Source organism: Streptomyces sp. NPDC058665 (assembly GCF_042714995.1).
Classification (GTDB): Bacteria; Actinomycetota; Actinomycetes; order Streptomycetales; family Streptomycetaceae; genus Streptomyces.
Map to the genome: position 1 here is coordinate 1 of NZ_JBHXRX010000072.1, position 21,513 is coordinate 21,513.

Annotated in this window: 18 protein-coding genes; 4 read left to right on the forward strand and 14 right to left on the reverse strand. The window is 70.5% G+C overall.

Annotated elements, in window-relative coordinates:
* The 11 genes from ACFWV8_RS32590 to ACFWV8_RS32640 form a co-directional block, all read right to left on the reverse strand.
* A partial coding sequence (locus ACFWV8_RS32590; protein ID WP_384212471.1) for a proton-conducting transporter membrane subunit occupies positions 1-1,687 on the reverse strand: 1,687 nt, incomplete at its 3' end.
* A complete protein-coding gene (locus ACFWV8_RS32595; protein WP_384212474.1) occupies positions 1,684-1,989 on the reverse strand; it encodes an NADH-quinone oxidoreductase subunit NuoK in 306 nt (101 codons plus the stop codon). The genes ACFWV8_RS32590 and ACFWV8_RS32595, both read right to left, overlap by 4 nt.
* Positions 1,986-2,555, reverse strand: coding sequence for an NADH-quinone oxidoreductase subunit J (locus tag ACFWV8_RS32600; protein WP_384212477.1), 570 nt, complete (start codon positions 2,553-2,555; stop codon positions 1,986-1,988). The genes ACFWV8_RS32595 and ACFWV8_RS32600 overlap by 4 nt, the downstream gene beginning before the upstream one ends.
* A 63-nt stretch (positions 2,556-2,618) precedes the next feature.
* Positions 2,619-3,548: an NADH-quinone oxidoreductase subunit H gene (locus ACFWV8_RS32605; RefSeq protein WP_384212480.1), complete on the reverse strand. Its 930-nt coding sequence runs from the start codon at positions 3,546-3,548 to the stop codon at positions 2,619-2,621.
* On the reverse strand, positions 3,541-4,692 hold the full coding sequence (locus tag ACFWV8_RS32610; RefSeq protein WP_384212484.1) for a hypothetical protein: 1,152 nt from the start codon (positions 4,690-4,692) through the stop codon (positions 3,541-3,543). The genes ACFWV8_RS32605 and ACFWV8_RS32610 overlap by 8 nt, the downstream gene beginning before the upstream one ends.
* Positions 4,683-5,033, reverse strand: coding sequence for an NADH-quinone oxidoreductase subunit A (locus ACFWV8_RS32615; protein WP_384212487.1), 351 nt, complete (start codon positions 5,031-5,033; stop codon positions 4,683-4,685). Before ACFWV8_RS32615 ends, ACFWV8_RS32610 begins: the two co-directional genes overlap by 10 nt.
* 174 nt (positions 5,034-5,207) lie before the next feature.
* Positions 5,208-5,516: a putative quinol monooxygenase gene (locus ACFWV8_RS32620; RefSeq protein ID WP_384212489.1), complete on the reverse strand. Its 309-nt coding sequence runs from the start codon at positions 5,514-5,516 to the stop codon at positions 5,208-5,210.
* Between the two features lie 179 nt (positions 5,517-5,695).
* On the reverse strand, positions 5,696-6,544 hold the full coding sequence (locus ACFWV8_RS32625) for a TIGR03621 family F420-dependent LLM class oxidoreductase (RefSeq protein WP_384212492.1): 849 nt from the start codon (positions 6,542-6,544) through the stop codon (positions 5,696-5,698).
* 77 nt (positions 6,545-6,621) lie between these two features.
* Positions 6,622-8,256, reverse strand: a complete 1,635-nt coding sequence (locus ACFWV8_RS32630) for a SpoIIE family protein phosphatase (protein ID WP_384212495.1) — start codon at positions 8,254-8,256, stop codon at positions 6,622-6,624.
* 97 nt (positions 8,257-8,353) lie between these two features.
* Positions 8,354-10,816, reverse strand: coding sequence for a SpoIIE family protein phosphatase (locus tag ACFWV8_RS32635; protein ID WP_384212498.1), 2,463 nt, complete (start codon positions 10,814-10,816; stop codon positions 8,354-8,356).
* 267 nt (positions 10,817-11,083) lie between these two features.
* The gene (locus tag ACFWV8_RS32640) at positions 11,084-11,539 is read right to left on the reverse strand and encodes a peptidoglycan-binding protein (RefSeq protein WP_384212504.1); all 456 of its coding nucleotides are present in this window, start codon (positions 11,537-11,539) and stop codon (positions 11,084-11,086) included.
* Between the two features lie 316 nt (positions 11,540-11,855).
* Here ACFWV8_RS32640 and ACFWV8_RS32645 point away from each other — a divergent pair, with 316 nt between their 5' ends.
* Together ACFWV8_RS32645 and ACFWV8_RS32650 are read left to right on the forward strand one after the other, a co-directional pair.
* Positions 11,856-12,659 (forward strand): peptidoglycan-binding protein, encoded by an 804-nt coding sequence (locus tag ACFWV8_RS32645; protein WP_384212511.1) that lies wholly within the window; start codon positions 11,856-11,858, stop codon positions 12,657-12,659.
* Entirely contained in the window at positions 12,656-13,513 is an 858-nt protein-coding gene (locus tag ACFWV8_RS32650) for a DUF2690 domain-containing protein (protein ID WP_384212515.1), read from the forward strand. Before ACFWV8_RS32645 ends, ACFWV8_RS32650 begins: the two co-directional genes overlap by 4 nt.
* 3 nt (positions 13,514-13,516) lie before the next feature.
* On the opposite strand, the gene ACFWV8_RS32655 is transcribed toward ACFWV8_RS32650, so the two are convergent.
* Complete coding sequence (locus ACFWV8_RS32655; protein ID WP_384212559.1) at positions 13,517-13,654, reverse strand: hypothetical protein; 138 nt, start codon at positions 13,652-13,654, stop codon at positions 13,517-13,519.
* Between the two features lie 153 nt (positions 13,655-13,807).
* On the opposite strand from ACFWV8_RS32655, the gene ACFWV8_RS32660 reads away from it, so the two are divergent.
* Positions 13,808-15,622 carry a pectate lyase gene (locus ACFWV8_RS32660; RefSeq protein WP_384212521.1) on the forward strand — a complete coding sequence of 605 codons (1,815 nt, stop codon included), beginning with the start codon at positions 13,808-13,810 and terminating at the stop codon, positions 15,620-15,622.
* Positions 15,623-15,709: 87 nt separating this feature from the next.
* Here ACFWV8_RS32660 and ACFWV8_RS32665 read toward each other — a convergent pair whose 3' ends face one another.
* The gene (locus ACFWV8_RS32665) at positions 15,710-17,587 is read right to left on the reverse strand and encodes a CocE/NonD family hydrolase (RefSeq protein ID WP_384212527.1); all 1,878 of its coding nucleotides are present in this window, start codon (positions 17,585-17,587) and stop codon (positions 15,710-15,712) included.
* 306 nt (positions 17,588-17,893) lie between these two features.
* On the opposite strand from ACFWV8_RS32665, the gene ACFWV8_RS32670 reads away from it, so the two are divergent.
* The gene (locus ACFWV8_RS32670) at positions 17,894-19,144 is read left to right on the forward strand and encodes a serine hydrolase domain-containing protein (RefSeq protein WP_384212533.1); all 1,251 of its coding nucleotides are present in this window, start codon (positions 17,894-17,896) and stop codon (positions 19,142-19,144) included.
* A 156-nt stretch (positions 19,145-19,300) separates the two neighbouring features.
* Here ACFWV8_RS32670 and ACFWV8_RS32675 read toward each other — a convergent pair whose 3' ends face one another.
* Complete coding sequence (locus tag ACFWV8_RS32675; RefSeq protein WP_384212538.1) at positions 19,301-21,403, reverse strand: family 43 glycosylhydrolase; 2,103 nt, start codon at positions 21,401-21,403, stop codon at positions 19,301-19,303.
* Positions 21,404-21,513 lie beyond the last annotated feature (110 nt).

Sequence of the window (21,513 nt, forward strand, 5' to 3'; positions counted from 1 at the left end):
GTCTGGTGCGGTGCATCGCAAGGCGGAGGATCGTGCTCGTACTGGACGTACTCGCACGACTCCGACAACGCGGCGAGGTGCCGTGCCAGACGCCGCGGGCCAGGCGGGACTTCGAAGACACGGCCGCGGGGCGGGTCGCCCACCACCAGACCAGGCCCGCGACAGCGAGGGTCAGGCCGGCGGACAGGGCGAACTCCCAGGGCTCGGGAGCCTGCTCCCCTGCGGCGCCGAGCAGGCTTCTGAGCCAGGAGGCGGGCCCCGGCAGGGCCAGTACGCCGAGGACGGCCGCGGCGGAGATGAGCGCGATGAGGGGGACCGGGGTCGTACGGGCGGTGCACCGGGGGCCGTGTCGCTCGGCGCCCCGTGGCTCGGTGTCGTAGCCGGCGCCCAGGTCGGAGGGGAGCGGGCGGGTGACGTACCAGAGCGCTTTCACGCTGTAGACGGTGGCGACGGCCGCCGCCGCGAGTCCGACCACGTACAGGCCCGTTCCCTCGCCACGGGCGGCGGCGAGCACCTCGTCCTTGGCCGCCCACAGGGACAGGGGCGGCAGCCCGGCGAGGGTCAGCGCACCGACGGTGAAGGCCACGCCGACCGTCCGACCGGTACGGACAGCGCCGCGCAGGGCGGGCAGTCGCTTGGTGCCCAGTGCCGTCAGCCAGGCCCCCGCGGCGAGGAAGAGGCCCGCTTTCGTGGCGGCGTGGGCGACGAGTTGGGTGGTGCCCCCGGCCACGCCGTGACTGCCGGCGGCCAGCACGACGAATCCGATCTGGGCGCAGGTGGAGGCCGCGAGCAGTTGCTTGAGGTCGGTCTGGGCGGCGGCGACCAGGCCGAGGACCAGGGCGGTCACCGCACCGGACCAGGCGACCAGGGGTCCGGCCCAGCCGGTCGCGGCCAGCAGCGGTTCAAGGCGCAGCAGGAGGTACGCACCGGCGGCGACCATGGCCGCCGAGTGCAGCAGCGCCGACACCGGGCTGGGGCCCTCCATGGCCCGTGACAGCCAGAAGGAGAACGGCAGTTGGGCGGATTTGCCGAGCGCGGCCAGGACGACGCCCGCGGTGATCACGTGCTGCCACGGCGAAACGGCCCCCGGCAGGCTGCCGAGGCGCAGGGTGGTGACGCCCCCGGCCAGGGCGGCGCCCGCCGCCACGTAGATACCGAGGTCGGCCGTACGGGTCGTCAGGAAGGCGACATCGGCGGCGGCTGTCTTGCCGGGGCCCCGCCATCCGTACCCGATGAGCGCCCAACTGGTCGCGCCCATCGCCTCCCAGGCCATCAGGAGCAGCGGCAGCGTGGTGGCCGTGACGGTGACGAGCATGGCTCCGGAGAAGACGAGCATCAGGCCGAAGAACCGGCCGCGGTTCTCGTCGGGGCCGAACTCCCCCGCGCCGAACTCCCCTGCCGCGAAGGCCAGGACGGCGGTGGTGACGGCGGCCACGGTGACCACCATGACCGCGGACAGACCGTCCACCGCCAGCCCCGCGTCCATCCCCGGGAAGAGCGGCGCGCTCGCGGCCGGGCGGGTCAGAGCCGCGGCGACCGCCGCACCGAGCGTCGCCACGGACGCCGTCAACGCGGCGGCGGGGATCAGCCGGTCGTACCGTCGCCCCGTCGCGGTGAGCCCCGTCACGGCGAGCACCGCTCCCGCGCCGAGCGGCAGCGTGATCAGCAGCCAGAGCAGCGCGCTCATCCCTTCAGGTCCTCGGCCATGTCGGTCATGTCGACCCGCCGGGCGCGGTAGATGGCGGTGGTGACGGCGAAGCCCATGGCCATCTCGACCGCCATCGCCAACACGGCGGCGACGACGATCACTTGTCCGCCGGGGGCGGCCGGGGAGAGGAAGGACCAGAAGTCCGCGGCGGCGACGATGACACCGCCGATCATCAGCTCGATCCCCATCATGATCATGACGATGGACTGCTGGGAGAGCGCTCCGTACAGCCCGGTCGAGAAGAGTCCGGCGGCGAGGACCAGCAGCAGTTCGAACGTCATCGGCCCACTCCCCCGCCGGCCGGGTCGTCGGCGGGGCGCCGGTCGAGTTCGTCGCCGAACCGGTCGTAACGGCCGCGCCGGGTGGCGAGCACGGTGGCACCGACCATGGTGGCCAGCAGGACGAAGCCGAGGGTGATCATGGTGAGCATCTGGTCCTCCATGAGCGACCTGCCCAGCTGGAAGGTGGTGTCCTTCGGCCGTACGCCCGTCCGGCCGGGCCAGGGGACCAGGAAGATCCCTGCGACCAGCGCGGCGAAGACCGCACCGCTGATGACCAGCGCGCCGCGGGTGTTGTGCACCATGGACATCGGCATCAGACCGGCCGGATCCATCATGTACGCGATCATGAACACGGCCATGATCACCATCTCCATGACCATCATCAGCACGATCACCACACCGAGGTACGGCAGCCCCAGCAGGGTCACCACGCCGCCGACGCACACCAGACAGCCCAGCAGGGCGAAGGTGACGCGGGCCATCGAACGGAGCGTGAACACCAGGACGCCGCCGGTCAGGGCGAGCAGGCCGAGCGCCCACAGCAGCACGGTGTTCGTCACGTCCATCACGCGCTCCTTCTCCACGGGGTCAACAGGTCGGGTGGGACTCGGGGTTCGGTACGAGCGGCGCTACGGGCCGAGGCTGACGAGGGCAGGTACGAGCGCCTGCACGACCGCCGCCGGCAGGAGCACCACCCAGGCCACCTCCACATACCGGTCGGCACGGAGCACCGGCAGTCGCCCCAGCACCCACACCAGCAGCCCCAGCACCAGCACCGTCTTGACCAGCGACCACGCCCAGGCGGGCAGCCCAGGACCGGCGCCGCCGCCCAGGAACAGCGGCACCGCCATCGCGGCTCCGGCCGCCAGCCACAGCCACCGCCCCGCCTGGAGCAGCAGCCGGTCGACGCCGGAGGTCTCCCCCAGCACACCGCCGGCGATGTCGCGGCCGGCCGGATACGCGAACGGGCCGAGGAAGCTGAAGGCGAGCACCCCGGCCAGATAAATGGCGAAGGCGAACGGCATCCATACCGCGTACCACAGGCCGTACTGCGCACCCGCGATGTCGGTGACACGCAGGGACTCGGCGCCGGTGGCTGCCGAGATCAGCGCGAACATCAGCGGAAGTTCATAGGCCAGGCCCTGGGCGAGGAAGCGATAACCGCCGACGAGGGAGAACACCGCGTCGGGGCCCCAGCCGGCCAGCCACAGCCCGGCCCAGGTCAGCACTTCCATGGCGTTGAACCACACCACCCCCACCGACAGGTCGGCGACGACATGGTTCCCGAACGGGATCACCAGCGTCGACAGCACAGCGGCGACGGGCACGGTGATCACACCCACGCGCCACAGCCGCCGGTCGGAGGCCGGGAGCCGCCGGGGCTGCGCGACCAGGGCGCGCGGCACGGCGAGCAGCGGCCTCAGCGCACCGGCGGGGGTGACGGTCCGTCCGGAGCGGCGGTCGTCCAGCGCCGCGTCGCCGGCCACGGCCAGTACGGCCAGGCCGAGCAGGAGGGCCGGGGCCACCGGCAGCGTCCACCACGCTCCCGCCTCAACCACGCGCCACCTCCGGGCGTCTGACGGGCAGTTCGTCCGGGTCCGGGTCGAGGCTCGCGACGAGGAGGCGGGCGGCGGCGAGTTCGGTGCCCTCCAGCAGCCGGGGCAACAGACCGGCCAGGGCGGCGGACGGCGGCCGGTCCGAGTCCCACCGGCCGCGCGGGCTCTCCCGCGTCACGGGGTCGAGAGGGGTGGCGTCGCCGTCGAGCCGCCGCAGGTCGTCCACGGCGTCCACGGTGTCCGAGAGCCACTGCCGGTAGCGGGCCGGTACGTCGCCGCCCGCCCGCGCGGCGGGTCCGCTCACGCCCGCGGCGCGCGCGTCGGCGGCGGTCAGCGGGCCGATGCCCCGGGTCAGCCGGTACAGGGTCCGGGACCGCCCGACGCGCCGTGAGAGGCGCACCGTCCGGGGCAGAAGGTCGTTCGCGGGTGCCCGCTCCAGCAGGTCGTCGCGGAGCCGCCGGGCGGTCACGGCCTCGGCCGGCCAGCCCGCCACCGACAACAACCGGCCCAGACTGTCCAGATGGGCCGCCGCGCGCCGCCGGGTGGCCTGCGCCAGGGGCACGGGCTCGCCCGCCGATGCCCGGCTCCAGGGCCGGCTCCAGAACGGGCCTGCCGGGCCGGTCCCGTACGGTTCCCCGAGCCGTGCCCGCTGAATGACGTCGCCCTGCATCACCACACGGACGACCAGTCCGGCCGGCCAGTCGGTGAGGAACGGGCCGAGCGACACGTGCAGTCGGTCCAGGGTCAGCCCGTCCCGGTCCTCGCCGAGCTGGGCCATGGGCCGGTCGCCGGGCATGTCCGTGTGGGCGCTGTGGCCTTGCGGGCGCCGCCCGCGCTCCGTCTCCCCCAGCCGGGCACGCCCCGCGTCGAGGGCCGATGGCACCTCATCGGGCGCCGTCACCCGCAGACGTACGCGAGGACGGGGCATGTCGTCCCACAACCGGTCCAGTTCGGATGCCGAAGCCGCGCAGTCTGGGCCCGCCACGAGCTGCAGGTCGGCTCCGGCCGGCGTCGACGCCACCGCCCAGCCCCGGCACCGCAGTTCCCTCTCGGCAGCCAGTCGCACGCGCGTCCCGCCGGGCGTCGTCACCAGCAGCACGCGCGGCCGGCGGGCGGCGGCGCGTACGACGAAGTCCCTCACGCCCATCGCAACGCCCCCTCCCGCCAGGCGTAGACGACTCCGCTGAGCAGCACGCCGAGGAAGACGAACATCTCGATCACCGCCGTGGGGCCCATCACGGAGATGACGAGCGTCCACGGATACATGAAGACCATCTCCATGTCGAAGGCGAGAAAGAGCATCGTGACCGTGTACCAGCGCATATGAAACCGGCTGACCGCGTGCTCGGCCGGTTCGTGCCCGGAGCCGAACGGCTGGGCGGCCAGGGGCTCGTGGGAGACGCGCAACGCCCGCGCGGCGCCGTAGCCGCCGGCGACGACAAGCAGGGTCAGGGCCAGCAGGGACAGTGCGGCCATAAAGCCGTTCATCCACTCACGCCTTCCCCGTCTTCCCGTTCCCCGCGCCCGCCGTCGAGCGCTACGGCCACGGTGCCCGAGCCACCCGCACCATGCGCGACAGCGTGCGGCGGCAGACGGGTGAAACGGGGCGGCGGAGCTGCCGGTGCGGATCGGCGCGGGGCCGTACTCCCGCCCCGTGCCGAATCAGGTGCCGGCCGATTCGTCCTCGATGAGATTTCCCCGCATGAGCCAGGTGGGTCCTTCGGCGTATGCGCTGACCTCTGCGAAGAACTCCCCGAAATACGGACCACCGGCATGCGCCTCGAAGGCGGCGGCGTCCGCGTAAACCTCGTTCAGATACAGGACATTCGTCTCCTTCTCGTCCTGCAGAAGCTCGAACCGCGCCGATCCCGGCTCGTTCGCCAGGGAATCACGTGCTGTCTTCCGCGCTGCCCGAATGAATTCGTCGCGATGTTCGGGCTGGACGGCGAAAGAAACGAGAAACTGGTACATGCTGCCCCAATCCTCTGCGTCTTTTGCACACGGCATTACCCTCCCCAGCACCGGAGAGGGCCGCAACCGCTGCCGCCGCCGCGGACGTCCGTGACCGCGGCTATCCCGCGGTCCTCTTCTTCGCACCCGGGTTCGAGCTTTTCGAGAGAATTCCCCGCTCCGTCAGGGCCGAATCGATGTCAGCGCAGGAGCTTGATGACCTCGGAGAACGCGGCCATGTGCGGCTCCAGCACGCTGATGTAGGTGAGGCCGAACCGCTCGCGGTACCGCTCCAGCCGGTCCGCGAGCTCCCGCGGCGAGCCGACCAGCACACCGGGCAGCTGAGTGAGCTGCTCCTCCGGGAGGCCGCTGGCCCGGCCGATGATCGCGAGGTCGGCCTCGGCCCGGCTGCCGGCCACCGCCGCGACGAAGAGGTTCAGCTCGATGTCGGAGAACCGGTCGCCGGCACCCTCGCGCAGGATCCCGACGCGGCGGGCCAGCGCCTCCTCCGGGGCCATGTCCGGCGTCACCCCGGCCATGATGGAGAAGCTGAAGATGTCGGCCTCCCGGCCCGCGAAGCGCAGCATGCGGTCACCGGCGCCGCCCAGCAGGATCGGTGGCCGGGGCGCGTCCGCCTCGGCGGCGAGCAGGGATCGTGTCGCCGCGAGGGTGTCCGCCAGTTTGCGCAGCCGCTCGCCGCCCGTACCGAAGGGCAGGCCGCAGGCCTCGAACTCGGCCGGCACGTACCCGGCGCCGAGCCCCAGTTCGAGCCGGCCGTCGGTCAGACGGTGGACGTCGGCGACCTCCCTGGCGAGGTAGGCGGGGCTGACGACGCCGGCGTTGAGCACGAACGTACCCAGCCGCATACGCGTGACCTCGGCCGCCGACACCAGGGCCGGGAAGGGTGCGGCTGTGCCCAGGTGGTCGGTGACCTGGAGCACGTCGTATCCCAGATCCGCCGCCTCGCGGACCCGGGCGTGCCAGGAGGACCGGGAGCCGACGGTGAGGAGACTGACGCCGAAGCGGAACGGGCGGGGGGACTGGGACATCGCTGTCCTCCGTACTCAAGGGGCGTTACGTGAAGGGGCGTTACGTCTCAAGGGCATTGCCCAAGGGGCGTTGCCGGTCAGGTGATCGGCTGCTCGGTCCAGATCGTTTTCCCGCGGAGACCGTAACGGCTGCCCCAGCGCGTCGTGCACTGGGCGACGATGAAAAGACCCCGGCCTCCCTCGTCGGTGGCGTTCGCCCGGATCAGTCGCGGCTGGGTGTTGCTGGAATCGGTGACCTCGCAGATAAGGACATTGTCACGGATCAGACGCACTCCGACGGGACCACCCGCGTACCGGATCGCATTGGTGACGAGTTCGCTGATCACGAGTTCGGTGTCCATGGCCTGGGCCTGAAGTCCCCACCCCGTCAGTTGACCCATGATGTCCCTCCGGGCGAGCCCCACCGAGTCAGGTTCGGCGGGATACTCCCAGCTCGCCATGGAGTCCGGCGGGACGGCGCGGGTTCGCGCGAGGAGAAAGGCGATGTCGTCGTCCGTGGGCTTGCTGCCCAGATCGCTGAGCAGTGAATTGCCCATGGCTTCCAGCGAGCGGCCCTCCTCGTTGAGGGAGGCGAGCCGGGAGCGGAGACGGTGCATGCCGGACTCGGAATCATGGTGGTCCGGTTCGAGCAGGCCGTTCGTGTAGAGCACGAGTACGCTGTCCGGTTCGAGTTCCAGGGTTTTGGATTCGAAGTGCACCCCGCCCACACCCAGCGGCGGACCGGGCAGGACATCGATGAATTCCGTCGAGCCGCCGGGCCGCATCGCGACCGCGGGAAGCTGCCCGGCGCTCGCGAGAGTGCACTGGCGGGTCAGCGGGTCGTAAATGGCGTAGAGGCAGGTGGCGCCGACCGGATTCTGGTCGGTGGGCGCTTCCGCCGCCAGGCGCTGGACGAGTTCGTCGACGTGCGCGAGGAGTTCGGCGGGGTCCAGTTCCAGATCCGCGAGAGTCTGTATGGCCGTACGCAGGCGCCCCATCGTCGCGGTGGCTGACAGACCGTGGCCGACGACATCGCCGATCACCAGCGCGACCCGGAGGGAGGGCAGCGTGATCACGTCGAACCAGTCGCCCCGGATACCGGCGCCCCTGCCCGCGGGCCGGTAGATCCCCACCGTGGACACGGCGGCCGATGACGTCGTCGCGCTGGGCAGCAGTCGCTCCTGCAGCGTGACCGCCGCCCGCTGTTCACGGTTGTGGCGGCGGGCGTTGTCGATGCCGAGTGCGGCCCTGGAGACGATTTCCGCCAGGAGTTTCCTCTCGTCCTCCTGGAAGGCTTCCGGCTGTTCCTCACGCCAGACGGAGACCGTGCCCAGGATGAGATCGCGTGCGATCAGCGGCGCCACCGTGACGGAGTCCCCGAACGGCGGGACGAACTGCTCCGCGAGGTCGCCGTCGCCGAGGGCCTCCGCGGCGGAGGCGCGGTCCATGGTGATGACCTCGCCCATCTGGATCTCACGCAGTTGCGCGCTGTCGGGCAGGACCGGATACGGCGCCCCCGGCATAAGGACCTTGCCCAGCCAGGCTCCTGACGCCGAGGCGATGGCCGAACGCAGCAGATGCGGCCTTCCACCGCCCACCATTCTCGGCGGCTCGTCGCCGACGACCACCGCCTCGGCGAGGTCGACGGTCACGAGATCGCCCAGACCGGGCACCAGCAGATCGGCCAACTCCTGTGCCGTCTCGGTCACTTCGAGGGACGAGCCGATGCGCACAGAGGCATCGTGAACCCTGCCGAGACGAAGACTCCTGTCCTGCCGGCTCCGGAACCCGGGGCCATCCGTCGTGGCCGGGGTTCGTTTCTCTGTCCTCTCACGAGGCGTCATGCCTGGTACCTCTTCGTGTGCGGAGTGCCGCCCAGACGACCTTTCCGTCCGTCGTACGGCGGAATCCCCAGCTGTCGGCCGAGTGGGCGACGATCACAAGCCCGAGTCCGTTGTCGTCCGGCGGCCCGGACTGGCGTGGGCGGGGTGAACCGGCTCCCGCGTCGAAGACCTCGCAGAGCAGGACGTCGTGGAAGACCAGGCGCAGCCGAACGGGCGGCGCGCCATGGGTGAGTGCGTTGGCGAGCAGTTCGTCGACGATCAGCCCGGTCTTCGCCACCAGGTCGTCCAGTCCCCAGTTCCGCAGCTGGGCCGCGACCGTCGAGCGGGCCCGGGGCACGGCCGAGGGGTCGGGCGGGATGTCGTAGGAGACCACACGGTCGGCGCTCACATCGTGGCAGCGGGCCACCAGGAATGTGGCGTCGTCGGTGAGAGTGCTGGTGTCGGCGCTTCCCAGCGCGGCGTCGCAGAGTTCTCGCAGGGCCGCCTGGGGCGGTGTGAGGGCGTCCGCGAGGCGGTCGATCCCTGCCTCGATGTCGTCGTCGCGCGTCTCGACCAGACCGTCCGTGTAGAGGGCGATCGTGCTCCCCTCGGGGAGTTCGATCTCCGCGGACTCGAAGGAGTTCACCCCGAGTCCCAGGGGCGTCCCCGAAGGGATGTCGGGGATGGCGGCGCCCGCCGTCGGGTGGATGATCACCGGAGGCGGGTGCCCCGCGCTGGCGATGTCCAGTCGCCCGCTGATCGGGTCGTGCACGGCGTACAGGCAGGTGGCTCCGATGGCGGCAGGACCCAGACCCTCAGCGCCCTCCTGGTTGAGGCGTACGACGGTGCGGTCCAGGCGTGCCAGCAGTTCGTTCGGCGGCAGGTCCATCTCCGCGAGGGTCTGCACCGCCGTACGGAGGCGGCCCATGGTGGCCGCGGCGTTGATCCCGTGCCCCACCACGTCGCCGATGACCAGGGCGGTCCGGGCGCCGCTGAGGTGGATCACGTCGAACCAGTCGCCGCCGACCTTGCTGGCCATGTCCGCCGGCAGATACCGCGCGTCGACCTCCACCGTTCTGCTTCCCACGAGGCGCTGCGGGAGCAGATGCCGTTGCAGGGCCAGCGCCGCGTCCGCCTCACGGGCGTATCTGCGGGCGTTGTCCAGGCTCAGCGACGCGCGCGCGACCAGTTCGGTCGCCAGCCACAGGTCGTCCGCGTCGAACGGCGTCGGGGTGTCGTTGCGTACGAACACGACAACACCCAGCACGGCGCCGCGCGCCTCCATCGGAACGATGATCAGGGAGTGCATGCCCGTCTCGTGAATGACCTTGGCGCGCTGCGGGTCCTGGTCGAGCCAGTTGCCGGGCGTCGTGTCCAGGACGCATTCCATGACCGGGCGGCCGGTGCCCAGGGCCTTCGTGAAGGGCGATGACGGGGGAACGAACACGGGTTTGGCGCGTTCGAAGAGCGATTCCGGGGTTCCCTGGTGGATCGAGGACACGCCGGCGCGGCGGAAGACGGGGATCCGGCCGTTGTCCATGCCGATCCGTTCCAGCGGCTCGCCGCCCAGAGGCACGGTGTCGACAAGGTCGACGGTGACGTAGTCGGCGAGCCGGGAGACCGCGTAATCGGCGAGTTCCTGCGAGGTGCGCATCACGTCCAGGGTGGTGCCGATCTTCTTGCCGGCCTCACTGAGGGTGTCCAGGTGTTCCCGGTTACGGCGGGCTCCTGTGACGTCCGAGCGCAGGCCGCAGATGCCGAGCGGGGTGCCGTCGCCCCTCTCCAGGCGGTACAGCGAGATGGAGTACGTGTGGCTCCGGTCCAGATCGCTCGGGATGCGCCTGGTGTACTCGTAGCCGAGCGCGGGACTGCCGGTCCGCAGGACCTCTTTCATCACCGCCTCGAAGGACGCCACGTCGAGCGCGTCGCCCAGCACCTCCTCGATGGTCCGGCCCACCCACCGGTCCTGGGGAATCCCGCTCTCGGATTCGAGCGCCTCATTGACCCAGAGGTAGCGCAGCCCCGTGTCCCAGATGACCGTGGCGACCGGTGAGTACGTGACGACGGCGGCGGACACCGCCGCGTTCCAGGCCGCCTGGGCGCTCGTCCGCGCGTTCGCCGCGACGACCAGCCAGCCGCTCGGACCGTCCTCGCCGTGCCCGGTCAGCGGCGAGACCCGGACCTCCAGGGACAGGGTGCGGCCCTCCCGGTGGCGGAACTTCAGCCGCCCCGACCAGTCGCCGCCCGTACGGGTGCGCTCCGCCACGTCCGCCGCGACGGCCTTGCCGTCCTCGGACGCGTCCAGCAGAAGGGCCCCCGGCGTGCCGGCGACTTCTCCGGCCGGGTAGCCCAGCAGGCGCTGGGCGTGCCCGGTCCATCCCGTCACGGCTCCGGCCGCGTCGAGCACGGCCACCGCGGCATCGGCCATCGCGGCGGTCGGACCAGTGGTCGAACCTTGTGCAAACGTCATCCCGTGCCTTCCGGAGCGGGTGCTGTCCCCAGCTCCTCGGTCCCGGGGTTCGCGTCGCCCCCGCGACGCTCCGGGCCGTTTGAAACGGGTGGGCTCGCTCTCACACGCACGAATCCACCCATACTCAACATACGAGAGTAAATCAGGTCGTACCGGCTGGCGAATCCTCTGGTCGGCGGCCGGGGGGAGCGACGCGACGCGGCCCGTCCTCCCGCTGGGGAGAGGACGGGCCGCGCGGTGTGCGGGGGTGTGGGGGCGTCGGACGCCTCAGCAGATGCTGCGCAGCAGGTTGGCGTACTCCGCGAACGCGGCCTTGGTCTTTGCTCCGGCGACCCCGTCGACCTTCAGGTTCTCCTTGAGGTTCATGTTCAAGAAGCGCTGAAGCGCCATGACCGTGTTCGCTCCGACGATCCCGTCGGGCTTGCCGGCTTTCAGGCCCAGGTCGTTGAAGAACCTCTGCGCCGCCTTCCAGCTGTCGCTGCCCAGCCGCCCGTCGATCGTGCCCGGGGTGTAGCCCAGTACGCGGAGCTGGCACTGCCAGTCCGTCGCCTGGGCGGTGCTCAGTCCGAGGTTGACGACCGCGAGCGGCGCGGCCTGGGTGCTCACCGCTTGCCGCTGGGCCGGTGCGGGGGCGGCCATGGCCGTGCCCGTGGTGGCCAGGCCGCCGACGGCGATCCCGACCGCGGCGGTGGCACCGACGAGTGCCTTCGTGAGAGCTCGCATGCTGTTCCCCTACCGTTGATGTGCGATGCGCGGAGCGGGCCGATCGCGCGTGGCCGACTCCGCGATGGAGCCTGCGGGACCGGCGCGATCTCGCGCCACAGCTCGCGCGGAAGTGACGTCATCCCGGGATGTCCCACGCGCTGACCTGCGGGAACACCGGGCGCGAAGTCGCCGTGGCGGGACGATCGTGAGCGGGGGTGATGGCCGATTCCGTACGGGGGTGGGTTCCCGCTCGATGAGCGCAGGGAGGGCTGATGCAGAATGAGACCGGGACGCCGGGGTCGGCCCCACGGTCCCGGACGCGAGTGGGGGAGATATGCCGCGGTGGAAGGCGCTGCCCGCCGGACTGCACCCACAGGTCCGCCATCTGGTCGTGCGATTGCGCGGGCTGAAGGACCGGGGGGAGCTGAGCACACGCCAACTGGCCGTGAAGACCGGGTACAGCGCGAGATCGTGGCAGCGGTATCTGAACGGCGGATCGCTGCCGCCCCGGGAGGCCGTCGAGGCGATGGCCCGCGTCGGCGGTGAGAATCCGACCCGGCTGCTGGCACTGCACGAGATCGCCGCCGAGCGCTGGGCGGAGGGACACGTGGTCACCGCGGATGCCCCGGGAAGCGGTCCTGAAGACACCCCGGCGGCGCCGTCGCACCCGCCCACGGAGCGGCAGCCGTACGGGCGTCGGCTGCGCGCCGGGATCGCGGCGGGCGCCGTGGCCCTGGTGCTGTCCGTCTCCGCCGCGCTTCTGCTCGCGGTGCGGCTCGCCGACGCGCGCGCGGAGCTGGCGGACCGCGCCGGTTCGGTCGCGGTCCCGGCCACCGTGTCCGAGTCGTTGATCCCGGTCGTCTACTCCTGCCGGCCGGAGCAGCGTGACGGCCGCTGGTACGCGGGCCACAGCAGCACCACGGACACCATCCTGGCGTACACGCACATGGGGCCCGAAGTGGCCGAGGCACAGTGCCTGATGCGCCGGGCGGGCATCTCGCCGGGGGACATCGACGGCATCTTCGGCCCGCAGACGCAGCGCGCGGTGGAGCGGATCCAGACCCGGGACGGGCTGGTCGTGGACGGTGTCATCGGCCCGCACACCTGGCAGTCCTTGCGCGGGGCGGCACCGAAGTGACCGCGGAACACGCCCGGTTGACCGAGGAGCTGCGGCGACTGCGGGCCCGTACGGGGCTGAGCCTGGCCGCGCTGTCGGAACGCACGACGTACAGCAAGTCCTCCTGGGAGCGTTACCTCAACGGCAAGAGCCTGCCTCCTCGTCAGGCCGTACAGGAGCTGTGCCGGGAAGCGGACGAACCGGACGGGCGGCTGCTGGCCCTGTGGGAGATCGCCGAGTCGTCCTGGAGCGGACGCGCGGCGGCGCCGGCCCCTGCCCCTGCCGCCGCCACCTCCGCCGCCGCCGAGGAGGCGCGGGCTCCGGAGACCGGGCGCCCGCGCCGCCGCAGGGGCCGGCTCATGGTGGTGCTGGCGTCGGCGTACGCCCTGCTCGCCGGGGGTGTGGCACTGGCACTGGTCCTGCTGCCGGACGGGGACACCCCGGGGGACGAATCGCTGCCGGCCTCCGCCCCGTACTCCCTCGCCGCCCAGTGCCGCGCGGAGGACTGCGAGGGCCGGGACCCGATGCGCCTGGTCTGCGGCATCGCGCCCGACACCCTCGCCACGTACCGCACCGCCACCGGCGCCCATATGGAGGTGCGCCACAGCGAGAAGTGCGGCGCGAGCTGGGCGCGGATGTGGGGGACGCGGATCGGCGACCGGCTGGAGATCACGGTCGGCGGCCCGGACCACGGCGTACGTGTCAAGGACAGGGCCGACACGGAGACGTACGTCTACACCGACATGACCGCGGCCCGGTCCGGCGGCACGGTCCGCGCCTGCTTCAGCCCCGCGTCGGCCGACGGTGAACGGGAGTGCGTCGAGGCCCGCGTGGGCGAGAGCACCGCGACGCCACGGCCGCCGTCACGCCGGTAGCCGTCAGCGTCCGAGCGCCTTGCGCAACTCCTGCTTGTTCATCGACGAACGGCCCTCGACGTTGCGCCTCTTGGCCTCCTCGTACAACTGATCACGAGTCGGGCCCAGCCGGCACCCGCTCCGGCCTCGGCAGGCATCCATGTTCCCGTACGAAAGTGCTGTCCATATCCTTGTACGGCCTTGCGGGACTCACTACCTTCTCTCTGTTGAACGCGGCATATGTGTTCACCGACTTGAAGATCTCTCATGTGCCGCGCCCGCTTCGGCTACCACATGAGGAAGGCACTTCACCGGATGAAGAAGCCCCTGAGCCGCCGCACCTTCAGCCAACTCGCCGTCACCCCGATTCTCGCGTCCGCCGCCCTGCTCCCGCCCGGGACGGCGCAGTCCGCTTCCGCCCCGTCGGCCCGCCGGGCCGAGACCGTCCGTGCGATGCGCCGGGCCGCCGCCTTCATGGACGGGACCGTCTCCTACAAGGGCGGATACGTCTGGAACTACCTCCCCGACCTGTCCGTCACCTGGGGCGAGATGGAGGCCAAGCGCACCATGTGCTGGGTCCAGCCGCCCGGTACACCGTCCGTCGGGCACAGCATGCTCGACGCGTACCACGCGACCGGCGACGAGCTCTTCCACCGGGCCGCCGTCCGTACCGGCTTGGCGCTCGTCGAGGCCCAACTCCCCGTCGGCGGCTGGAACTACATCCATGACTTCGCCGGCGAGGAGTCCCTGCGCGACTGGTACGACACGATCGGCTCCGGCGGATGGCGCCTGGAGGAGTTCCAGCACTACTACGGCAACGCCACCTTCGACGACGCGGGCACCTCGGTCGCCGCCCAGCTGATCCTGCGGCTCTACGTCGAGCGCCGCGATCCCCGGTTCAGGCGGTCCCTGGAACGGGCGCTCGACTTCGTGCTCGCGTCCCAGTTCCGCGGCGGCGCCGCCGACGGAGGCTGGCCGCAGCGTTACCCCGCCTTCCCGGGGGCGGTCAGCCGTACCCCGTGGCCCGAACAGCGCCCCCCGTGGCTGCCGAAGGACGTCCAACACGGAATGGAGGACGGCGAGTACACGCAGCACGTCACCTTCAACGACGACGTCCTCGGCGAGAACATCAAGTTCCTGATCATGTGCGTATCGGCACTGGGCCGCCGCGACCTCGTTGCCCCGGTGCACCGCGCCATGGAGTGCCTGCGCCGTATGCAGCAGCCGGGACCGCAGGCCGGCTGGGCCCTCCAGCATCTGTCACGTGCCAGGAACGGCAGGCCCGCGGGAGCACCCGCCGGCGCCCGGTCCTACGAGCCGCGCGCCCTGACCACGCACACCACTCAGACCAATGTCACCCAGCTGTTCCACTACTTCCGGCTGACCGGCGACCGCGCCTACCTCAACCGGGTTCCCGAGGCTCTCGACTGGCTGGAGAGCTGTCTGCTGACGAGCCGTCAGATCGAGGAGAACCCGCTGCTGGCCGGCCGCACGCACCCCACCTTCGTCGAACTGGGCACCAATCGCCCGAAGTTCGTCCATCGCTTCGGCTCGAACATCCGCAACGGCGCGTATTACTACGACTACGACCACACGAGCACGCTGAGTCACTACTCGGGAGGGCGGTCGGTCGACGTCGACGCCCTGCGGAGCACCTACGCCCAACTCGCCGCGCTCACACCCTCGGAGGTGGCCGACCTGCGTGCCCGTTCGCCGCTCACCCCTGCCGGGGGCCATGGCCACGGCGACCGGATCCCGCTGCCCCGCTACTTCTCCCCGCGAGACCTTCAGCTCTCCGACCTCCTGCGGGACGCGCCTCTTCCGTTGCCCGAGGTCACGGACGCCGAAGCGGCCACCTTGGTGGACGGCCTCGGGACGAGGAACCACTGGCTCACTCCCCTCGACGCCGTCACCAACCCTTACCTGGGACCGGGCTCGACGGAGCCGTACGACGGCCGGGCGTACATGAGCAAGAACGTCGGCGACCCGCGCGACACCTCGCCGTACAACCCCGAGGACCCGCCGCTGGAACCTCCGTATCAGCCCCGGGAACGCCCCCTCGGCATCAGCTCGTCCGCGTACGTGTCGAACATGGGCAAGCTCATCGGATACGTGACCCGCCAGAAATGAACCGGCAGAAATGAACCGGACGATGTGTCCGAGGGCTTCCTGGTCGTGGGCCATGCCCAGGAAGCCCTCGGACGCCACGCCGGAGGGTCAGTGGCGCCCGCCGGTGGGCACCGTGAACGATGCGGGGCCGGCCGGCAGATCCACCGTGTACTGGCGCAGATAGGTGTCCAGGAACGGTGCGCGGGCCCCGGCGGTGGCGCGGTCGTCGGCCGGGTTGTCCAGGGCCAGTTCGATCCGGGTGTTCTTGACCTTGATCGTCTCGCCGGAGGGCGTGTCACGCCATGAGCCGGTCTGGATGGAGCCGATCTCCACCGCCAGGACGTGCCCGGTCGTCAGGGTCCAGTCGGTGGCCTTGAGGTCGACCGTCAACTTGCCCGAATCCAGCAGGGAGACCTGCTCGTCGAACATGACGGCGGTGCCGTCCGGGGCGACGTCGTACAGCTTGACCATGACGTTGCCCTCGCCCTTGGCGGTCAGCGAGACCTGCGGAGTGCCGGTGACCCGTACGGCCTGCTTCACCGGCTTGGACCAGACGAAGAAGCTGGACGTGATCTCGCCGGACTTCTGGAGCTTCGCCAGTCCCTCGGCCAGGCCCTTCGGCGCGGCCGGGTCGAGCGCGGGAGCGTTCTCCATGTCCCACTCGCCGGAAGGCTGTTGGCGTTGCCGCGGCGTCGCATCGCCGGACGGGCCCAGGCCCCGACCCAGGCCCAGGAGCGCGGAGACTCCGCCGTCGTCCACGTACGAGCCGTCGCCGAGCGGGAGGGTGACGGACCGTTCCACGACGGGCCACGTCTTCTGCGCGCGCCAGGTGCCGGTGGAGTCCTGGACCGAGTAGGCCGGGTAGTCGACCTTCGGTTTGATGCCCTTGAGGTACTGGTCGTAGAAGGAGAGCGTCTCGTCGTACCAGCCCTCGCGGCCCATGGCCAGACGCCCGTCACTGGTGCGGTCGCCGCCCCGCACGTGGTCCCACTGTCCGAGCCACCCGCGCTCGGGGCCCTTGTGGTTGGCGAGGTACTCCTGCATCTCCTCGGGCTTGGTGTTGTTCTCGATGAAGCCCTGTGTGACGAACAGCGGGGTGTCGGTGCGCTTGGCCATCCTGGCCAGGTCACGGGAGGTCCAGTGCTTGTCACGCTGGTCGGCTATTCGGTAGCCGGCCGAGTTCTCGGTGAGGCACTCCGGGTGGGTCTCCTCCCAGCGGGCGTTGGCCAGATAGCGCGCGTCGTCGTCCGCCATCTGGCCAAGGGTGGCGATGGAGTTGTAGGCGTTGGCGGTGCCGGTGACGTTGGGGCGCGGCACGCCGTTGGAGTAGATGTACTGGTACATGTCCCACACGGGCTCCTGGGCGACGACGGCCTTGAGCGCGCGCTGGTCCAGGTTGTTGCCGATGAGCCCGGTCACGGCGTCGTACGACTTGCCGTACATACCGACCGCCCCGGTGGACCACGGCTGCTTCGCCGCCCAGTCGATGGCGGCCTCGACGTCGGCCTGCTCACCCGGACCGCCCCAGTCGAGACAGCCGGTGGAGCCACCGAAGCCGCGCAGGTCCACCATGACGAAGGCGTACCCCTCGTCGAAGAGGTCCGTGCCCTCGATGAAGTCCTGGAAGCGGGCCGAGGGGCCGGTGTGCGTCCAGTCCTCGACACCGGTCTGCCCCGAGTGCCCGAAGTACGGACCGACCGACAGGATGACGGGCACCCGCTTCTTCTTCTTGGCGAGTGCCTCGGGAAGCAGGACATCGGCGTGCAGTTCGGTGCCGGAGTCGTCCGCGGACGGGAAGTAACTCTGCGTCCAGACGGAGCCCTCCGGGACGCGGTCGTTCTCCGCGTGCGTGACGGGCTCGGCCGCACCGGCGACTTCCCCCGCCCGGTCCTGCGCCGCGGCGACGGGGCCTGTGAGAGTGCCGGCCAGCATGAGGGTGGCGACGAGTGATGAGGCGGCCCAGGTGGCCGCGCGACGTCTTTTCACATGCGTCTCCCAGAATCGTGGGTCCGGAATCGTGGGTACGGAGTGGTGCGGACGTACGTGCCGGTCGAGCAGCGGCCTTGACGGTAACGGCCCTGCGTACGCCGGGGAGTTGGGTCACGGGCACGGTCGGAGCTGACGGCGAGGCAGCCTACGATCATCGGTAAATCACGTCAATGCGGCATCGCGTGGGGGGACTTGCCGGACCAGGGTCCGGGCCGTCGCAGCTGTGGCCGTGGCAGTGGCAGCATCCGGCGCACCGTCAGGGCTGCCAGGTCGAAAGCCCATCGAGCGCTTTACTGTTCTCGTATGGTGTTGAGACTCGATGTGCCGATGGCCATGGTCCACGGCGATGTGGACGAGGGCTACGGTGCCGTCGCGGACGCGTTCCGGCGGAACTTCGCCGACGGCCGGGAGATCGGTGCCGCGTGTGCCGTCTACCGGGACGGGGTCAAGGTCGTTGACCTCTGGGGTGGTTACCGCAACGGCCTGACCCGGGAGCCCTGGCGGGAGAACACGCTGGTGCCGGTGTACTCCACCACCAAGGGGGTCGCGTCACTGGCGGTCGCGGTCGCCCACGCACGGGGACTGCTGAGTTACGACGAACGGGTGGCCGCCTACTGGCCCGAGTTCGCCGAGGCCGGCAAGAGTGAGGTCACCGTACGCCAGTTGCTGTCGCACCAAGCCGGGCTGCCGGTCATCGACCGGCAGTTGAAGCTGGCGGACCTCGCGGATCCGCGCGTGTTGTCCGCGGCGCTGGCCGAGCAGCGCCCGGCGTGGACACCGGGGACGCGGCACGGCTACCACGGGCAGACCCTGGGCTACTACGAGAGTGAACTGATCCGCCGGGTGGACCCCCAAGGGCGCGGCCTGGGCCGCTACTTCGCCGAGGAGATCGCCGCCCCGCTCGAAGCGGAGTTCCATATCGGGCTGCCGTCGACGGTGGATCCGGAGCTCATCGCGCACATCCACGGCTTCGCCGGTTTCGAAATGCTCCTGCATGTCGGCGAGATGCCGCTGCCGTTCGTTCTGGCCTTCAGCAACCCGCGCAGCCTCTCCGCGCGGGCGTTCGGCAATCCCAGGGAGCTGAGCAAGGTCGAGGCATTCAACCGCCCGGACGTGCACGCCCTGGAGATACCCGCCGCCAACGGCATCGGCGAGGTGCGTTCGATCGCCAAGCTGTACGGCGATGCCGCGACCGGAGGCAAGGCACTCGGCCTGGCCCCGGCCACCCTGGGGGCCCTCACCCGCGCCGCTCGCTCGCCTTCCGAAGGGCTGCGGGACCAGGTGCTGCGTGTCGACACGCTCTACTCCCTCGGTTACATGAAGCCCTTTCCCCGGTTCCGTTTCGGCTCCTCCGCGGGCACGGCGTTCGGCACGATGGGACTGGGTGGATCGTTCGCCTTCGCCGACCCGGACACCGGTGTCGGATTCGCCTACGCCATGAACCGGTGCGGCTTCCACCTGTGGAACGACCCGCGCGAAGTGGCGCTCCGTGACGCGCTGTTCGCCACCGTCCTGGGTGAGGCGCCGCAGCGCCCGGACGCACGCCGGCGGTAGCCCGCCGGACATGACCAAGAAGCCGGCCCGCTCGTCCCCGATGTCAGGCGGTCAGCTGCCGACGCGTCTCGGCCGTTTCGTGCGGATTCGTCATCTGCACGAAACGGCCGCCGCGCCACCGCACTTCACTTCCCGGTGCTGACCGAACGCGAGGATTCAGGGCGTGACCTCCGCTTCGAGGTGCAGGCTCCGGCCGGTCTCGACTTGCCAGGTCGACCCGGAATCGTGGCTGATCATGGCCTGGCCCCCGGCGTACGGGGCGGTATCGGTGTAGGCGATGCCGTACGCGCCGGACGTCGACTTCGTGCCGATGGTCACCGCGAACTGATCGCCCGCCCGGACCGGCAGCCGGCGGTCGAGCCGGAGGCTGACCCAACGAGCGGCCCACGACACCTGGTTCGCGGGGATCTCGACGGACTGGACCGTCGCGCCGATCACGCCGTCCTGGACGCGCCTCAGTTCCAGGGTCAGGGGACCGTCCGGGTGGCCGCTCCGGAAGCTCGTGAAGCGCACCCCGGTCAGCTTGCCGTGCTTCGGAACGGTGAAGGTCTGCGCCCGCGCGAGCCCACCGCTCACATCCCAGTGGGTGCGGTAACCGGCGTGGCCGGTGGAGATCGCGGCCGGTGGCGGAAGCTCCGTCGGGCGCCCTGTCGGGATGGTGACCCGGTAGGAGTTTCCGCACTCGATCGGCTGGATCGCGCCCGCGTCGTCGAACCTCAGCGGCTGCCAATAGTGCTTGGCGAGGGCCTCGTTGGCCTTGCCGTCCATCCAGACGTCCGACTGGTAGAGATGGACCGTGCCGGTCTTCGTCCTGATCGGAAGTACATCGGTGGGCTGACCGCCGCACGACGTGGTGGTGAGGTTGGTGCCGGTGATCACCGTGCCAGGGGTGTCCCACTTGCCCAGGCCGTCCGTGAAGTCGTCCGCGAGCAGCACCGTCCCGTCCGGAGCCGACACCGACACCCCCTCGACCGTGGCGCGTTCACCGTCACCGTCGCTCTGCCGGAAGCCGACTCTGCCGCTGGTGGCCGCGAGCCCGGTGGTGGTGTCCACGAGTTGCCCGTCGATCCGGGTCTCGATCGTGTCGCCCGCGACTCTGAGCTCGATGTCGTAGCTCTGGCCGGTGGTGATCGGCATCGGCAGCGGAACCGTGGTCGTCGGGCGGCCGGGGATCACCTTCGTAAGATTGCCGCCCGTCGCGCCCGGATGCGGGTAATTGCCGATCAGCCACTGGTGGTTGCCGGCGTTGGAGGCACGGACCACCAGGCCCACCTGCCCGTAGTCACTCGCAGCCGCCCGCTCGGGCGTCACCTTCGCACGGAAGGTGTAGTCGCCCCAGCTCTCCCCTGCCCTGCTGAGACCGGTGTCGCCGCCGTCGATGCGGAGCGCGCCGCCGTCGGCCGACCAGGCATCCGGCGTCACACCGGTACCGGTCCACGGGCCGAGCGGACTGGCCGCGGTGACATACCCGGTGCCCGTGGTCGCGTAGCCGCGGTTCGGGTCGGAGTAGGTGAGGTAGTAGGTACCACCACGCTTGAAGATCGTCGGCGCCTCGGTACGGCGAACTCCCACCCGGTTCCAGTCACCTGATCCCGTCGTGTACGTATCGTCCAGCCGCTCCACGATCAGATCACCGTCGCGCCGCCAATCGGTGAAGGCGAGGTACGCCTGACCGTCGTCGTCCACGAAGACCTGGTGGTCGCCGTAGTTGACACCTCGCGGCGGCCCCTCGGGCGCGGCGAGATCAGGCTCCGCGACCTCGACGAATCCACCCACCGGGCTCTTCGAGGTGAAGACCCGGTACCCGACCCCGTTGTCGTAGGTGTTGATCCACAGCACGTACTCGCCGGTCCGCTTGTTGTGGACCAGGTGCGGCCGGTAACAGCCGTACGTACTGCCGTCGCACCGGCTCTGCCAGGTCGGCGTACTCGCGTCGAACAAGGGCCCGCGCGGAGTCCAGTTCACCAGGTCGGGCGAGCTGTAGGAGACAAAACCACAGAACGGCGCCCCGGGCGTATTCCACTCATAACCGCACCCGTACGAAGTGCCGTACAGGTAGTACGTGTCACCGAAGCGCTGGATCTGCCCGTCGTGCGCGTCGATGGCCTCACCGCGCACATCGAACCGGATCGCGGCGTTGCCCTCGGCGTCTTTGTTCACCAGCGTCACGGTGCGCTCCGCCCCCGGCCGCACGCTCACCGGCTCCGCGCTCGCCGGCCCGACCCCCGACAACAGCAGACCGACCAAGAGAACCGGCACCACCACCAGGCGAAACACCGGCGACCCACCTCCCCTCCACACGGCCGCACCCTCAACGATTGAAAGGTTTCAAACGGCAGCTCTCGGCAGCATATGAGCGCACCGAAGCC

Bases quoted from the DNA above. Each gene is read 5' to 3' on its own strand.
- ACFWV8_RS32595 (WP_384212474.1), bottom strand. From the start codon at position 1,989: ATGACGTTCGAACTGCTGCTGGTCCTCGCCGCCGGACTCTTCTCGACC.
- ACFWV8_RS32600 (WP_384212477.1), bottom strand. From the start codon at position 2,555: ATGGACGTGACGAACACCGTGCTGCTGTGGGCGCTCGGCCTGCTCGCC.
- ACFWV8_RS32610 (WP_384212484.1), bottom strand. From the start codon at position 4,692: ATGGGCGTGAGGGACTTCGTCGTACGCGCCGCCGCCCGCCGGCCGCGC.
- ACFWV8_RS32615 (WP_384212487.1), bottom strand. From the start codon at position 5,033: ATGAACGGCTTTATGGCCGCACTGTCCCTGCTGGCCCTGACCCTGCTT.
- ACFWV8_RS32620 (WP_384212489.1), bottom strand. From the start codon at position 5,516: ATGTACCAGTTTCTCGTTTCTTTCGCCGTCCAGCCCGAACATCGCGAC.
- ACFWV8_RS32625 (WP_384212492.1), bottom strand. From the start codon at position 6,544: ATGTCCCAGTCCCCCCGCCCGTTCCGCTTCGGCGTCAGTCTCCTCACC.
- ACFWV8_RS32635 (WP_384212498.1), bottom strand. From the start codon at position 10,816: ATGACGTTTGCACAAGGTTCGACCACTGGTCCGACCGCCGCGATGGCC.
- ACFWV8_RS32640 (WP_384212504.1), bottom strand. From the start codon at position 11,539: ATGCGAGCTCTCACGAAGGCACTCGTCGGTGCCACCGCCGCGGTCGGG.
- ACFWV8_RS32645 (WP_384212511.1), top strand. From the start codon at position 11,856: ATGCCGCGGTGGAAGGCGCTGCCCGCCGGACTGCACCCACAGGTCCGC.
- ACFWV8_RS32655 (WP_384212559.1), bottom strand. From the start codon at position 13,654: ATGGATGCCTGCCGAGGCCGGAGCGGGTGCCGGCTGGGCCCGACTCGT.
- ACFWV8_RS32660 (WP_384212521.1), top strand. From the start codon at position 13,808: ATGAAGAAGCCCCTGAGCCGCCGCACCTTCAGCCAACTCGCCGTCACC.
- ACFWV8_RS32670 (WP_384212533.1), top strand. From the start codon at position 17,894: ATGGTGTTGAGACTCGATGTGCCGATGGCCATGGTCCACGGCGATGTG.